Origin of the sequence: Paenibacillus oceani (genome assembly GCF_014705615.1) — a bacterium.
GTDB classification, from domain to species: domain Bacteria; phylum Bacillota; class Bacilli; order Paenibacillales; family NBRC-103111; genus Paenibacillus_AB; species Paenibacillus_AB oceani.
The window spans coordinates 42,674-57,872 of the sequence record NZ_JACXJA010000035.1 but is presented as its reverse complement, the minus strand read 5'-3'; the positions used below and the strand labels follow the sequence as shown (position 1 = coordinate 57,872).

At 50.6% G+C, this 15,199-nt stretch carries 13 protein-coding genes and 1 pseudogene; 12 read left to right on the top strand and 2 right to left on the bottom strand.

Annotation, left to right across the window (positions count from 1 at the left end; translation table 11 throughout):
- The first annotated feature begins 93 nt into the window (after positions 1-93).
- The 6 genes from IDH45_RS23345 to IDH45_RS23320 all read left to right on the top strand — a co-directional run bounded on the left by IDH45_RS23345 (position 94) and on the right by IDH45_RS23320 (position 7,979).
- Positions 94-1,428, top strand: coding sequence for an extracellular solute-binding protein (locus IDH45_RS23345; RefSeq protein WP_190930543.1), 1,335 nt, complete (start codon positions 94-96; stop codon positions 1,426-1,428).
- Positions 1,429-1,507: 79 nt separating this feature from the next.
- Positions 1,508-2,395: a carbohydrate ABC transporter permease gene (locus IDH45_RS23340; protein ID WP_190930542.1), complete on the top strand. Its 888-nt coding sequence runs from the start codon at positions 1,508-1,510 to the stop codon at positions 2,393-2,395.
- On the top strand, positions 2,388-3,212 hold the full coding sequence (locus IDH45_RS23335) for a carbohydrate ABC transporter permease (RefSeq protein WP_317891272.1): 825 nt from the start codon (positions 2,388-2,390) through the stop codon (positions 3,210-3,212). Before IDH45_RS23340 ends, IDH45_RS23335 begins: the two co-directional genes overlap by 8 nt.
- A gap of 15 nt (positions 3,213-3,227) precedes the next feature.
- Positions 3,228-4,562: a glycoside hydrolase family 125 protein gene (locus tag IDH45_RS23330; protein WP_190930541.1), complete on the top strand. Its 1,335-nt coding sequence runs from the start codon at positions 3,228-3,230 to the stop codon at positions 4,560-4,562.
- A gap of 718 nt (positions 4,563-5,280) precedes the next feature.
- The gene (locus IDH45_RS23325; protein ID WP_190930540.1) at positions 5,281-6,795 is read left to right on the top strand and encodes an aminotransferase-like domain-containing protein; all 1,515 of its coding nucleotides are present in this window, start codon (positions 5,281-5,283) and stop codon (positions 6,793-6,795) included.
- On the top strand, positions 6,792-7,979 hold the full coding sequence (locus tag IDH45_RS23320) for an aminotransferase class I/II-fold pyridoxal phosphate-dependent enzyme (RefSeq protein ID WP_190930539.1): 1,188 nt from the start codon (positions 6,792-6,794) through the stop codon (positions 7,977-7,979). The genes IDH45_RS23325 and IDH45_RS23320 overlap by 4 nt, the downstream gene beginning before the upstream one ends.
- A 58-nt stretch (positions 7,980-8,037) precedes the next feature.
- Here the strand turns inward: IDH45_RS23320 and erm are convergent, their stop codons facing one another.
- Positions 8,038-8,856, bottom strand: a complete 819-nt coding sequence (gene erm / locus IDH45_RS23315) for a 23S ribosomal RNA methyltransferase Erm (RefSeq protein ID WP_317891271.1) — start codon at positions 8,854-8,856, stop codon at positions 8,038-8,040.
- Positions 8,857-9,433: 577 nt separating this feature from the next.
- Here erm and IDH45_RS23310 point away from each other — a divergent pair.
- The 4 genes from IDH45_RS23310 to IDH45_RS23295 all read left to right on the top strand — a co-directional run bounded on the left by IDH45_RS23310 (position 9,434) and on the right by IDH45_RS23295 (position 13,724).
- Entirely contained in the window at positions 9,434-9,634 is a 201-nt protein-coding gene (locus tag IDH45_RS23310; protein WP_190930537.1) for a tautomerase family protein, read from the top strand.
- Positions 9,635-9,691: 57 nt separating this feature from the next.
- Entirely contained in the window at positions 9,692-10,303 is a 612-nt protein-coding gene (locus tag IDH45_RS23305) for a DUF4304 domain-containing protein (RefSeq protein WP_190930536.1), read from the top strand.
- Between the two features lie 307 nt (positions 10,304-10,610).
- A complete protein-coding gene (locus tag IDH45_RS23300) occupies positions 10,611-11,885 on the top strand; it encodes a M16 family metallopeptidase (RefSeq protein WP_190930535.1) in 1,275 nt (424 codons plus the stop codon).
- Between the two features lie 555 nt (positions 11,886-12,440).
- The gene (locus tag IDH45_RS23295; RefSeq protein WP_190930534.1) at positions 12,441-13,724 is read left to right on the top strand and encodes a sialidase family protein; all 1,284 of its coding nucleotides are present in this window, start codon (positions 12,441-12,443) and stop codon (positions 13,722-13,724) included.
- A 127-nt stretch (positions 13,725-13,851) separates the two neighbouring features.
- Here IDH45_RS23295 and IDH45_RS23290 read toward each other — a convergent pair whose 3' ends face one another.
- Positions 13,852-14,184: a hypothetical protein gene (locus IDH45_RS23290; RefSeq protein ID WP_190930533.1), complete on the bottom strand. Its 333-nt coding sequence runs from the start codon at positions 14,182-14,184 to the stop codon at positions 13,852-13,854.
- Between IDH45_RS23290 and IDH45_RS35330 the strand changes: the two are divergent.
- Together IDH45_RS35330 and IDH45_RS35325 are read left to right on the top strand one after the other, a co-directional pair.
- A pseudogene (locus IDH45_RS35330) lies at positions 14,106-14,564 on the top strand (hypothetical protein); the annotation flags it as partial. The gene IDH45_RS23290 and the pseudogene IDH45_RS35330 overlap by 79 nt on opposite strands.
- A gap of 34 nt (positions 14,565-14,598) precedes the next feature.
- Positions 14,599-14,754, top strand: coding sequence for a helix-turn-helix domain-containing protein (locus tag IDH45_RS35325; protein ID WP_223836903.1), 156 nt, complete (start codon positions 14,599-14,601; stop codon positions 14,752-14,754).
- Positions 14,755-15,199 lie beyond the last annotated feature (445 nt).

Here is a 15,199-nt window from a genome sequence, read left to right as displayed (position 1 = left end):
CATAGATATGTCTACTTTTTTGTCCGCTCAACTTTTATATACTCACCTTATCAGGCAAAAGTACCTACTACAAGGACAAAGGGGAGTTGTACGGTGAAAAAAGCAAACAAAGGGTTAACTGCGACGCTGCTCGTTACAAGCTTGGCGCTGGTCGCTGCAGGCTGCAGCTCGAATAGCGGTTCCGAATCGGCGGAGGGCGCGAAGGATAAGGCGAAGGCAAAAATCAAATTTATGCATATGTATGATAAAAATTCGGCACAGCCGAGCCATCAGGCCGACTTGATTGAGCAGTTCAAGAAGGATCATCCCGATGTAACGTTCGACGAAGAAGTTCAGTCCCATGACAGCTACGAAACGAAAATTAAAACATTGGCAGCGGCGAATGAGCTGCCGGATGTGTTCCTCGTCAAGCCGTCCATGGTATCGACTTTCGTAGAGAACGGACTGCTTCGGCCGCTTAACGATCAATTGGATAAAAATGCGGCATGGAAAGACGGCTTTACCGAGGGCGTTCTGGATCCTTACACGATTGACGGAAAAACGTACGGCATCCAAATGACCGGCGGACCTACTCATGTCATCTATTACAACAAGGACTTGGTGGCCAAAGCCGGATTCCCGGAATTTCCAAAAACATGGAGCGACTTCGAAACGCTGATCAAAGAATTGAAAAATCAGAACATTACCCCGATCGCCCTCGGCAATAAAGCGAAATGGGTCGTGAACTCCTCCTACATGAGCACGCTGGGGACTCGCTATACCGGAACGCAATGGTTTAACGACCTGGTTGAAGGTAAAGGCGCGAAGTTTACGGATCCCGAATTTGTACAAGCATTGACCGCATTGAAAGGTCTGGTGGATATAGGGGCGTTCAATAAGGATATGAACAGCATCGATAACAATCAGCAACGTACGTTGTATTACAACGGCAGTGCGGCTATGTTCATCGAAGGCAACTGGGCGGCCAACGCGGTCGAAACGGGCGGACCGAAAGAGATTGTCGAGAAGACGGAGCTTGCGGTTTTCCCGGCGATCGAAGGAGCCAAAGGCGAGCAAAACACCGTATCCGGCGGAGGCGGATGGGCTTACGCGGTCAATGCGAAGATAGATCCGGCTAAATTGGACGATATTCAACAGCTGATTCAAAGCCTGACCGATTCCAAGGCCGCGAAGCTGATCCTGAAATACGGAGATATCCCATCCAGTAAGGTGGATAACATCGAAAGCATCGAAATGCCGTCGCTGAGCAAAAAGCTCGTGAAGCTCGTCGAAACAACCAAATTTTCGCCGATTTATGATACTCGCTTGTCTCCGGGTTTGACCGAATCGATGAATACGAAGATGCAGGAGCTGATGATCGGTAAATATACGCCGCAGCAGGCAGCGGAAGCAATGCAGAAAGAGTATGAAAGCGAAATGAAGCAATGATTCGAATCTGTAATTCAGCGTTCTGCCGGGTGTTATGCCCGGCAGAATATGATGTTTCAAGCTTGAAGGAGGGAGCCTGATGAATGGTTCGACAGCCATCCGCCCGAAACGGACTACGTTCCTCATTTATTTGCTGCCGAGTGTAATCCTTTTTGCCTTCATGGTGCTTGTTCCTGTCGTTTTGGCTGTACGGTACAGCTTCTTCAAATGGTCGGGCGGCCCCAAGATGGATTTTATCGGGCTGGATAATTACCGGAACCTGCTGGTGGACAGCAATTTCTGGCATGCGTTTTTGAACAATCTGCTGATCGTCGCATTCAGTGTGGTCGGTCAGATTGGCATCGCGTTTATCATCAGTATTTTCCTCATGTCGAAGCTGGCGAAGTGGAAAGGATTCCACCGTACGGTTATTTTCATTCCCGTCGTGTTGTCCTCCGTCGTCATCGGATTTTTATGGGGAATGATCTATAACCAGGATGCAGGAATGCTGAACTGGCTGCTGCGGAACATCGGATTGGAGTCGTGGATCAAGCCGTGGCTGGACGATCCGGATATCGTCATGTACTCCGTAACCGTACCGATCGTGTGGCAGTATATCGGCTTTTACTTGATCATCTTTTTGGCGGCGATGCAGAGCATCAACAGCGAAGTGTACGAGATGGCCGAGCTGGACGGGGCGACGGGGTTCAAAAAAATGCTGCACATAACGCTTCCCCTGTTGAATCCGACGATCAAAATCGCGGTTATGCTCTGTATTGCCGGGAATATGAAAGCGTTCGACAGCATATTCGTCATGACGGGCGGCGGACCGGGCAGCAGCTCGACCGTTATGGCCCAGTATGCATACGATACGTCGTTTAAAGCGTACAAGCTTGGTTACGGAAGCGCGATTTCTGTAGGGATTATGATTTTGAGCGTCGCTTTGATCATGATCAGCCGTCTGATTGGAGGGAAAAACCGTGACTAAAACCATCGGCAAGATCGCGATTAACATCTTTTTGATCGCCATTTCGCTGTCGTGTATTTTCCCTTTGATATGGATGATCTACTCCTCGTTGAAGACGTCGCAAGAATTCAACATGAACATCATGTCTTTGCCTACCAGCCCGCAATTTCAAAACTATATCGATGCCTTTCGGATCGGCAAGATGGGCACTTATTTTTGGAACAGCGCGTTTGTTAGTGTGTTTACTGTAATTTTTACGATATTATTCGGTTTTTTTACCGCTTATATATTGGCACGATTCAAGTTCCCGTTTCGCAATACGATTTATTTCATGTTTTTGACGGGCATGCTGATTCCGATCCATGGCTTGCTGATTCCGATTTTCGTCGAATTTAAGGCGCTCGGCTTGCTGGATAAGCGGATCACGCTTATTTTTCCGTACGTAGCCTTTAATTTGTCGATGGCCGTGTTCCTGTTCGAAAACTTCATCAAGTCAGTGCCGCTCGATATCGAAGAGGCCGCTTGCATCGACGGAAGCAGCTCGACTAGCACCGTATTGCGCATCGTGATGCCGTTATGTATGCCGGTTATTTCGACCTCGGTCATCTTGTTTTTCCTGGGCGCCTGGAACGAGTTTCCGTTCGCACTCGTCCTGCTCAAAAGCCCGGCTCTGCATACGCTGCCGATCGGGCTGACCAATTTCAACGGGCAGTATACAGCAAACTATACGCAGATGATGGCCGCTATGGTGATCGTGATCATGCCGGTGCTGCTCGTTTATCTGGCATTCTCCAAAAAAGTAATGCAAGGGATGACGGCCGGAGCCGTCAAAGGATAAGGAGGAGGACTCGGGATGGAACAATTCAGGCTGCCGAAAATCGATTTGGGTTCGTTTGCCGTTCCGCCAAGCGTGAAGCGGGTGCTGCAGACAGCGGAGAGCAAGCTGGCGCATCGGCCGAAGCTGCTGGCGCTGTTCAACAATTGTTTTCCCAATACGCTCGAAACGACCACGAAGCGGATGGAGGACGGCACGACCTTTGTCATTACCGGTGATATTCCGGCCATGTGGCTGCGCGATTCGGTGGAGCAGGTGCGCCATTATGTACCGCTGGCCAAAGAAGATGCGGAATTGCGGAGCATCATCGGCGGCTTGATCCGGCGCCAGATGTTTTATATTTTGAAGGACCCGTACGCCAATGCGTTTAATGAAGGGCCGAACGACTGGCATTGGGATGCGAATGACGAAACGGACATGTCGCCTTGGGTATGGGAGCGGAAATTCGAGCTCGATTCGATCTGTTTTTCGATGCAGCTTTCTTATCTGTATTGGCAGGAAACCGGGCATACCGATATCTTCGACGAGAATTTCAGCAAAGCGATGCGTACGGCGGTCGATCTCTGGAAGGTAGAGCAGCTTCATGGCGAGCTTTCATCCTATACGTTCATGCGCCGGGATTGTCCGGCGATCGATACGCTTCGCAACGAAGGCAAGGGCATGCCGGTCAACTATACCGGGATGATCTGGTCCGGATTCCGCGCCAGCGACGATGCCTGCGACTTTCATTACAACATTCCTTCGAATATGTTCGTCGTCGCCGTATTGCGGCAAATGCAGAAGATTGCCCGCTATGTGTTCCGCGACGTTCGTTTTGCCGAGGAGATGGAGAAGCTCGAGGAAGAAATCGAACACGGCATCCGGCTGTACGGGATTTATCATCATGCGAAGTATGGGCCGATTTATGCTTTCGAAACGGACGGCTTCGGCAATTATTGCCTGATGGACGATGCGGGCACGCCGTCGCTGATGTCGATTCCGTATATCGGCTATGCTTCCGCAGATGATCCGATTTATCGCAACACGCGGTCGTTCATTCTTAGCAAGGACAATCCTTATTATTTCGAAGGCCAAGCGGCCAAAGGCATCGGCAGCCCACATACGCCTCCGGACTATGTGTGGCATTTGGCGCTGTCGATGCAGGGGCTGACCGCTACCGGCGAAGAAGAAATGATGGAGATGATCGATCTGCTGGAAGTGACGGATGCGGATACCGGCTTTATGCACGAAGGGTTTCACGCCGATGATCCGGCGACCTTTACGCGACCTTGGTTTGCCTGGTCCAACAGCATGTTCGCGATGCTGGTGTATCGAGCGATGGAACGCGGATTGTTCGAGCGGGACGGGAAGTAGATGGTCTGTATCTTGCGGGAAAAAAGAGCGATCCTTGTTGCGAATGCTGCGGAACGGCTCCTGTCGTTCATAGTCCTGCTCACGAGCAGGTTATTCGTTGGAGGAGCAGAAGGATTAGATGGCATTCCTGCCGCTGTGCAGGAATTTATTCAAGAGGCTAGAAAAACGTTTTGCAGTAAGGAAATGGATTCCAGTTATTTCGCGCACACTTCTTAAGAAGTGTGCGTATTTTTGTGCTTAGAGGAGGGAGAGTGAATAATATATATAAATTTCGCAACTTTCCAAGCCCTGGTAGTGTTAATCAAATGGGGGTGGAGGTAGTATTATTTTACTACCTATAGGGTTGATCTTCACATTGATCCCGATTACCCGGTGAGGCTGGAACTTTGCAATTGGCGAACAAGCACTTCGGGGGTGGGCATGGCGATGCGTTCAATCAAAGTTATGTTGTTAGGAATTTCTTTTATGTTAGCCGGTTTATATACCAGGGCGAACCAGGGATTAATCTGTATGGTTTCGAATTCTTCATCGTTTTATCAGGTTTAGTATTAATTGTATCGGGTTTTTTGGCGAAGAAGTAGCAAATTTGTTGTTGTTTTGGATTACTCCACTACATATCAAAAAGGGAAGGAACCACTGTAGGATGAAAAATCCAGTACGGTGGTTCTATATTTCTTTTGTTTCCTATGCGATCATTAAGTATGGGGGCGATGAAAGGATGTTCCAGGATTTCAAGCAAGCTGGCGACCGTCCGGTCGTCATCCAAGTAAAAGAATATATGAAACGTCTAATTATAAAAGGGGCGCTTCAAGCGGACCAGAAGCTGCCCTCCACGCGAGAATTAAGCGTCCTGCTCAAGGTGAGCCGCAATACGGTCATCGCTGCCTATGAAGGTCTGGAGGATGACGGTTTTACTTATGCGATTCCCGGCAAAGGCAGCTACGTGGCCATGGTGGGCCATCCGGATGCGGAGCAGGGAGGAGCCGACAGCTCCGCCGCCTGGCACCTCGACTGGAAGGCCAAAATGAACGAGTATGCGCAATCGGCTGTAGAGCTAGATCTGATGAAGCAGGGTATCCGCGCAGGCAAAGGAACGATCTCATTCACAAGCATCGCTCCGGATGAGCGGCTGTTCGATCTGGGAGATGTGCGTCGTGCTTTTATGGATCGGATGGCTATCGAGGGACAGGTACTGCTCAACTACGGCTATGCGAAGGGCTACAAGCCGCTGATTGATTACCTGATGCGTTATATGGAGAATAAGGGCGTCGATCCAAGCGGCAAAGAGATGCTGATCACGAGCGGGTTTACCGAAGGCTTCGACCTGGTGCTGTCGGCACTGCGTCCTTTAACGCGCCGCGGATCGGCCCTTTGCGAAAATCCGACCCATCATACGGCGATCAAAAATTTGAAGCTGCACCGATTTGAGATTACCGGCATTCCGATGGAACGTGACGGGATTAACGTGGAACAGCTGGAGGCGGTATTGCAGAAGTCAAACCGCTTCGATCTGGCCTATTTGACTCCTTCGTATCACAACCCGACAGGCATCGTCATGTCGCCGGCGAAGCGCAGCGCCGTTATCCAATTAATGAGGCACTATCAGATTCCCGTGATCGAGGATGGATTCAACGAGGAGCTGCGCTACTCGGGAGCGCATGTATCGCCTTTAATCGCGACTGCAGGACGTGGGAACGGAGTCATTTATATCGGTAGCTTCTCCAAGGTGCTGTTCCCCGGCCTGCGAGTGGGCTGGGTGCTTGGAGACCGGGCGCTAATCGACCATCTGGAGAGCATGAAACGGGCGCGCACCATCCATACGTCGACGATCGATCAATCGATCCTGTATCAATATTTGATCAATGGAAATTTCGATAAATATGTAAAAAAAGCACGTTTGGAATACAAACGCAAATATGAACTGACGAAGGCATGCTGTGAAGCCCATCTCCCGGAGGCTCAGCTATCCGGTGACGGGGGCTTGCATTTGTTTCTTACCTTCCCGTCAGTCGTAGATACGCAACGGCTGCTGGAAGCTTGCACGGACCAGGGTGTTATATTTACTCCGGGAGACAAGTTTTTTGTGCAAGAAGGCGAAGGGACGAATACGTTGCGGCTTGGCTTTTCACGTGTGACGGATGAGAATATCGAGCGGGGGATTCAAATCATCAGCGAGCAGGTGCGGAGCGTGTTTCAGGCCGGACCATTAGGAATGGGGGAAGATGAAATATGATTAGTAGAGAGAGGACAGGTTCGTTTTTATCCTCGCGTGTACGGGATATTCGGCCGTCGGGAATACGCGCTTTTTTTGATCTGAATACAGCAGGCGGAGATACGATCTCCCTTGGAGTCGGCGAGCCGGATTTCGTTACACCGGTGAAGGTGCGCGAAGCTTGCATCCAGGCACTGCGGGAAGGGCAGACGAAATACACCTCCAACGCCGGCTTGATGGAGTTGCGGGAAGAGATTTCGGCTTATTTGGCCGGCAGCTTCGCGATGTCTTACGACCCGACACAGGAAATCATCGTGACGATGGGGAGCAGTGAAGCCGTCGACCTGGCCCTGCGGACCGTAATCGATCCGGGCGATGAGGTGCTGATTCCGGCGCCAAGCTATATTGCCTATGAACCGATTACCCATCTGCAAGGCGGCTCCATCGTGGAAGTGGCAGCAACGGCAGAGGAACAGTTCAAGCTGACCCCGCAAGCGCTGCAAGCGGCGATTACACCCCGTTCCAAGGTGCTCATGATCAATTATCCGTGTAATCCGACCGGAACGGTGATGACGGAGCAGGATTGGCTGCCACTAGTCAAGCTCATTATCCAACATAACTTGGTTGTCATTTCGGACGAAGTATATGCCGAGCTGACTTATGGAAGAAAACATGTCAGTATCGCATCCATGCCGGGTATGAAGGAGCGCACGATCGTCATCAGCGGCTTCTCCAAAGCGTTCGCGATGACAGGCTGGCGGGTAGGCTATGCTTGCGGCCCGCGGGAGTTGATCGTCGGCATGCTGAAAATTCACCAGTATACGGCCATGTGCGCTCCTACTCTGGCACAGATCGCCGCGCTGGAATCGCTGCGCCATGGAATGGCGGCCAAGGATGAGATGATGGCGAGCTATAATAAACGACGCAAGCTGTTTGTAGAGGGCCTGAATGCAATCGGGCTGCGCTGTCACGAGCCTGAAGGAGCTTTTTATGCATTCCCTTCCATAACTTCTACCGGCATGACATCCGAGCAGTTCGCTCTTCGGCTGCTGGAGGAAGCGAACGTGGCGGTCGTGCCGGGACATGTATTCGGAACGGGAGGAGAAGGCTTTGTTCGCTGCTCCTATGCAACCTCGCTAGTCGATTTGGAGAAAGCGCTGGAGCGGATCGGGAAATTTATGCGGGTGATGATGCCGGTTGGCTGAAAGGGATACCGATACTCCGAAAATAAAAAGCACCTGAGAAGGTGCTTTTTCTATGCCACTATTTGCTTTTACGGGACCGATGCTTCGGTAATTTGGGCCATCGATGCGGCTGGACGTGCCGGATCATCGCCAGAAATAACTCGCCCCACTGCTGCTCGCTCAAGCAACAGACCGGCTGACTTCGGTCGATCTTCAGCGTTCTCGTCAATCGTGCCAACTGTGGAGGAGTGAACACACCGGCCATCGATTCGTCAAACGGTAACTTCAGATAGCGGAGACTGTATACGGCGAAGGCGAGAAACCTTTCCTGGTAGTGAGGAGGAACGACAGGCTCCATTTTTCTGCTAATGATTACAACGGCGGAATCCACGCGAGGCGGCGGGGAAAAGTGGCTGGGGGATACCGACCGTATAAGCCGGATCTCGTACCACATTCTCCAGGCGAGAGTACGCGGATCTATAATGGGAGTAGCTGTGAACCGTTTGGCCGCCCCTTTTTCGATAAGAAGCACAGCCCGCTTCAGTTTCACCGTCTTAGGCTCGCCGAGCAGCTTGGCCAGGATCGGAGTGGTGATCGAATAGGGGATATTGGCGACTACGCAAAACGGCTCTTTAGGGAGCGACATTTGCAAAAAATCGATTTGTTTGATCCGGATATTGGAATAATACTGAAGCTTGCTTGCCAGCTTGCGCGCATACTCCGGATCATTTTCGATGGCTAGTACGTGTGACGCTTTGGCAGCCAGCGGCAAGGTGATCGCTCCTTGTCCCGCACCAATCTCCAGGACGGTATCGTTTGGAGTCATGTTCGCGAGATCGATCATTTGTTGGATAAGAGGTTTATTGATCAGCAAATGCTGAGCGGAAAAATTGGACACAAAAAACACCCCGTTCATTCGTATTGGTGAATGAAAAAGGCACAGTTCAAATAAGCCCGATCCGTTACTTCAAAAAGTAAGGAAAGGGTTTACTCGGGCTGTACCTTTTATTTCCATATACGAATGAATGCGATGCAAAACACGTGCCAAAACCTCCTTGGATTCAATCGAGGACCTACCAGTCACACTGCAATTATATCAGTCGCCACAATTCAAGGCTAACCAATCTTGATTAAAATTAATCTTTCCACAGAAGCGGACGCGGCCGGGAGCGGGTTTCTACAAATCATGCATCATGAATCCTCATTATCAGTAGAGTTGTAAATCATACAGAAGACATTCCATTAACCTCTGTCTAAGTATTCGGATTAAACTTGGACGGAGGTTTTGTTATGCTGTGCTGTTATTAACGTATCTAGTCCGATTCGATCCAGCAGAAGTAGTCCGGAAGAATCATATTCATAGGACGAAGTCCATCCTCAATGTCATAATATGGTACAATGAGCTCGTTAAATTTTCGTTGTGTGATTTGAATATCTACCACCCGCTTATTTGGAATGAATGGAGGAGAGTGAAGATGCCCTATATCAATCTGCAAATCACAAAGGGTGCTACCCGTGAGCAAAAAGCTCAAATCGTAAAGGAATTTACGGAGACCCTTGTCACGGTGCTCGGCAAAAAGCCTGAGCATACCCATATCGTTATCCAAGAAATTGATGAGGAGAACTGGGGGTTTGCTAGTGTTCTGACCGACGAATATCGGAAGAGTCAAGGTTAGCTGAATTAAAGTAATCGGTGCGAGAATCATGAATTGCAGATGGATCTAGGAGGAATCGTGTTGCAGCAGATCTTTAACGACTTGATCAAACAGGACGTAAAGCCGTTCCTTTCCAAGCACGGCTTCGCCAAAAAAAGCTTGAATTTCTATAAGGCATCAGAAAGTCTTGTTTATATGTTTAATTTTCAAAAATCAGGCGGCAACTCGGCGAGCCATGTGATGTTTTATGTGAACTGCGGCATATTCTCGGACGAACTGGCGCGGATTCAATCGAAACAGTTTGTAACGGCGCCCCATGAAGCGGAGTGTCATTTCAGAGCAAGGCTTGGGGAACTAACGGAATCCGTTCCGGACCGATTTGCCGTCACTCCCGATACGAATATGAAGGAATTAACGAATACGCTGCTGGATGGATTGGAAGAAGCTATTCAGTTTTATGATACGATGACCAGTGCCAGATCGATTGTCGATTATTATACTTCAGGTCCCTATTTACATCTGGGCGAAGAGAGCTTTCATTTATTATTGCAATGCAAGGATAGTGCCGCGGCTTACCAGTATTTGAGAGCTTTGCAGGAAAAGCACGGAGCGGAAAATCGATGGACGATCTTCGAAACGAAATACGAGGCGATCTTTAATCAATACGGAGTGGAATTTCATAGGTTATAAGTTTTGAAGCCGCTGGGGGAGCCGGTCGCGGTCAGGGAACGGGGAACAAAGCTGTCAAGTAAAACGACTTGAGAAATTCGACTCTCGCTTCGAGAACGGATGCGGCCAGTTCGGATCGCGGATTCGTACCCACGGCGTACAAAAGAAAAGCGCCTGCCGCTGTTATCCTGCGGGACGCTTTTCTTTGTTTCTATGCCTATATTATACCATAGAATGGGTGGGGAAAACAGACTGTACTTTTGTCAACGTATCGGGTAGATTAGACGGTATTCCAAGGAATACCAATACCTGTGATGGAGGGATGAGTTTGGAAAAGACCGTGCTGAGCAACGGGTTGACCGTCATTACCGACCATAACGAGAAGGCTGTATCTACATTAATATGTTACTGGGTGAAGGCCGGCGGGCACTATGAGAGCGGTTATCCGTACGGAATCGCCCACTTTCTGGAGCATATGCTGTTCAAAGGAACGACGACGCGCACGAAGGAACGAATGAATGAGCTGGTAGAGGAATGCGGCGGACGCCGGAGCGCCGCTACTAGCAACGACCGTACGAAGTATTTTATCTATACGCCATACGATGAGTGGAAGCAGGGCGTGGAGTTGCTGACCGATATGGTGTTTCACTCTACTTTTCCCGAAGACGAGATCGGCAAGGAGAAAAACGTAGTTATTGAAGAAATCAAGCGCGCGGAAGATTATCCCCGGGAATATGGCAGAAGAGAATTGCTGCGGATGCTTAGCGGCATGCATCCGGAGCGGGCCAGCCGATTAGGGACGGAAGCTACCGTATCCTCGATTACCCGCAGCGACTTGCTGCGTTTTCACAATCAATTTTATCAGCCTGGCAATATTGTACTTGTGGTTACGGGCCATATTGATCATGCCGCGTTAGTGCAAGTATTGGAATCGCTGTCGATTCCAAAGCCTTCTGAGCCGATTCGGCCAGTTGTCTTGGAGAAGCTTAGACTCTGTCCGCTTGACGGCCGTACAATTTACATCGCAAAGGATATTAGACAGACGCAGCTGCATTGGGGAATGTACGGACCGGATATCGAATCCAGAGACAAATACGCAGGTTTTATCGCCTTGCATGTGCTGGGCGGAGGCAGCGCTTCGAGATTGCGTAAGCGAATCCGGGGTGATCGAGGACTGGCCTACGATGTAGGCGCAAGTTTAAGTCCATGGATCAGCGAAGGATTTATTACCGGATATGTCGGTACGGACCCGCAACGTACCGCTGAGGCGCGCAATATCATTATGGAGGAATTGAACCGCCTGAAAGTGGAGCCGTTGCAGGATGACGAGTTGTTCCGGGCCAAAAAATCGATCACAGGACGTTACCTGATCGCGGAGGACTACCCGGAAGCCGTCAACTCGCGGCTGGCGATCAAGCATCTGTATCAGGAAGAAGTAGATCCGGACAGCTTTGTCACCCGGATTCGCGGGGTTCAGGCAGACGACGTGCTGCACTTTGCCAAAACCTACTTGAATACAGATAAAATGCTTTTTGTTCAAATTAACCGCGAGGATCAGGCAGCCCCGGCAGCAGACGCCGACAAAGAGGGGCGCTCGGCTTAAGAGGTTACTTTCCACGGGATGCCGGTTTGAGAGCCTGACTGACTGTTTTTTTGTCGAGATACGATAATATACAAGGTGCAGAACCGCGATAATCAAGAACCTCTCGAACTGGGGGTTCTTTTTGTTTTAGAGAGGAAGGAACCGGATAAGAGCGATTCATAGCTTCTATTTTGTCCAAAATCCGCCTGGACGGGTTTGGGGCTGTAAAAATCAGCGAATGAGGTGCAGTCCGACCAAATTGTTGAAATTAAGGGTGCAAACCGCTTTTATCCGTTTCTATCATCCCGATATGCCAAAAATAGAGTGCCGGAGACCCTTATTTTGTGATTTAGCGCGCGCAGAGAAAGATTGACAGCCGCGATCAGGAGAATATATACTCGAATTAACGTATTAAGAAACAATGTAACGTAATAAGAGACATTAGTCCATCTCATACTTTCATCAAAGAATCGTTCCCCAAACCAGTAACGCAAAGTGGCGGGCAGCATTGGCTTTGCGCTGTCTCCAGGAAGGATGGAGCAGTAATGATCCGATTTACGAAAGAAGGTGTGCCTCTTGGCTGAACGAATGGGGAGCCGCATATTGGGGATTGCCGTTCACGAAAATGCGATCTCGCGTCCCGGCTATGCTCTGCTTAACGCCGTTACCGTCTACGCCGGCAATCCGTCCCGTCCCGGGTACGGGAACTTGCTGCAATTCGTCAATCTATTCGGCAAATCTGACAGCGGCGAGGGCGTCCTGTACCGGGCATCCCGGGACAACGGCAAGACGTGGCGGGAGATAGATGTGTTCGACTTGCCTTATCGGGTAGGTCACGGCCGCGATATGATGCGTAAAATAGCCGGAGACTGCATGTATGACGAGGATAGCAGGGCGTTGATCCGGATCGTCACGGAGATGCTGTGGCAGAACGGGGAGATTCACTCGTTATTCAGAAAAAGACGGATGTACTACTGCTTGTCCTTCGACAACGGAGCTACCTGGACGGATGCCATCTATATGCACCAGAACGAAGAGGGCTACGACCGCGACCGGATGTTTCCCGGCATTACCTACGGTGTGAACATGGTGACCTCCTTATTCAAAATGCACAAAATTCGCGGCGACGGCCCCAACAAGGGCAAGCTGGCTGTTAGCATACAAGTGCAAATCGCCGGGGCTGACGGGGACATTTACAATCCGACGGGAATGGGCTTTTTCAAATCCGGCTGTTTACTCGGCAGTTGGAACGAGGAGAAGCTGCAATACGATTGGGAAGCGTGCGACATGTATGCGGAGGTGACCCCCGAGGAGTCCACCCGGGGCGTATACGAACCCGTCATTCAAGAGCTGGACGACGGGACGTTAATCATGGTGCTGCGCGGCAGCAATATGAAGCGGCCCGACATACCTGGGACGAAATTCATCAGCGTCTCCCGCGATCAGGGGCGGACATGGAACCGGCCGGTACGTCTGACTTATGAAGACGGGCAGCCGATGTATTCCTCCTCCTCCAGTCCCGATCTCGTACAGGACAAGCAAGGCCGGATCTATTTCGTCGGCATTATTACGGACGGCAATCCGAACGGCAATATGCCGCGTTATCCGCTATGCATCGCGGAGCTTAACAAGGACACGCTGAGCATCGTCAGGGACAGCGTCACGGTTATCGATTCGAGGCGCCCTTGGCATACCGCCCAGCGGGAGGTTGAAGCAGCTCGGTACGATGTCGACTATTCCAACCATCATGCGTATCTCGATGCCGCCGAATCCAGCATCGTCGTGCACGCGCCGTACCGTGCCGATCTGCACAGCATCGAAAGCGTGATCAACCGGTACGAGCTACAATTGCCGGACTGACGGATTCGTGCAAAAGGACCTCAGTTTCCACTATACCGTGGAATATGAGGTCTTTTCATTTGAAAACGAGGACGTCCCTAATTCATTTCCATTGCTAAGTCCATTCATGTTATGCGGCGATAGGCGTTTATTTCGCTCCGCTTTGCGCCTCGGCTACCCGCTTGTCGGCCCTCTCGGACGCTTCTCTAAGCGCCGAGTTCGCATCTTTGCCGGCCAAATAATCATTGAGCGCATTCGACATCTCCGAGGCGGCGATTCCATAAAACCGGTGTGTGTTTTGAATGGCGGCCGTTTTCGGGAACAGCAGCGCTTTGACATTTTTGTTGGCGAAGTTGGGAATGTTTTTGCCGAACGATCCGATCAGCTTCTCCGCGTTGTTTAATGCCGGCAGCAGTCCCAGATGCTCCGCCGCCTTACAAGCATATCTCCTTCCGTGAGGCGTCAGAGCGCACTTCTCCATTTCTGGAACAACTGGGTTATCGTCTCGAGGCGCTGCTGCGCGTTCATGTGCCCGAGTCTGTGATGCATCTGGAATCCGTGCAGCGGCGAAAACGGTTTTGGCTGGAACAATTGCCGCTGCACGGCAGGCTTGCGCTGCAGGCTTATGTGACGCTCGCGATCTCGGAAATCGTTGCACAGCAGCCGGTTGCGGCGCCCGGCAGCGAATCGGCTTCGGGCACATACAGCTCGGCGGCGGAAGTCGATACGGCCCATGCGATCGAGCGTATGCTCGATGAGCAGGTGTACACTGATGTGACGATTACAGAGCTGGCCGAACGGCAGGGCTTAAGCCGCACGCAGTTTACGAAGATTTTCACGAAGGTGTATGGCATCTCTCCCCGGCAATATATCAGCAGACAGAAGATGAATACCGATGTTGACGAATACGGACGAGTCGATCGGCGAAATTGCCGGTCGTCTCGGATTTGCGAGTCTCAATCATTTCTCCCGTCAGTTTCGCCGCTGGTCCGGTCAGCCGCCCAGCTACTACCGGCCCAAATACAAGCTGGACAAGCCGGAACTTGATTGAACCTGGGAAAGGGCTCCGAATTCCGGGCAGACGCGACACGGTTTGTCCGGAGCTTCCTCCGCAAGAGAGGCAGCTTGCATAAACGGGTTGCTCTGGTTCTCATAGAAGAGTTTAACTCTTAGATAATAGGATGGATTGTTGCCTGGGGACTCCTTCGGAACGGGCTGCTCTATATGACGGGGGAACCGTTGGCGGTTAGCCGAATATTGTTTATCGTCGCTAGGAGGGAGGGAGTTCGACTGAAAAGGTTGCCTCCAAAGCCGGTTAGACGTTCCGGGGATTTTCTTGTTTACATTTAAAGAATACGTATAATATAATAAGCCCATAGGTGTTAATTTTATTCTGTTATAACGCCAATTAGTATGAAAGAAATCGTATTCTTAATTAACTATATAGAAATCGATTTCCATGCTATGGTGGCGTTAACGGGATCAGTAAAGGAGGT

What these genes read in the sequence shown, in the direction of transcription:
- IDH45_RS35325 (WP_223836903.1), top strand. Translation starts at nt 14,599, where the DNA reads ATGTTGACGAATACGGACGAGTCGATCGGCGAAATTGCCGGTCGTCTC.
- IDH45_RS23320 (WP_190930539.1), top strand. Translation starts at nt 6,792, where the DNA reads ATGATTAGTAGAGAGAGGACAGGTTCGTTTTTATCCTCGCGTGTACGG.
- IDH45_RS23290 (WP_190930533.1), bottom strand. Translation starts at nt 14,184, where the DNA reads ATGGAGAAGTGCGCTCTGACGCCTCACGGAAGGAGATATGCTTGTAAG.
- IDH45_RS23330 (WP_190930541.1), top strand. Translation starts at nt 3,228, where the DNA reads ATGGAACAATTCAGGCTGCCGAAAATCGATTTGGGTTCGTTTGCCGTT.
- IDH45_RS23325 (WP_190930540.1), top strand. Translation starts at nt 5,281, where the DNA reads ATGTTCCAGGATTTCAAGCAAGCTGGCGACCGTCCGGTCGTCATCCAA.
- IDH45_RS23310 (WP_190930537.1), top strand. Translation starts at nt 9,434, where the DNA reads ATGCCCTATATCAATCTGCAAATCACAAAGGGTGCTACCCGTGAGCAA.
- IDH45_RS23340 (WP_190930542.1), top strand. Translation starts at nt 1,508, where the DNA reads ATGAATGGTTCGACAGCCATCCGCCCGAAACGGACTACGTTCCTCATT.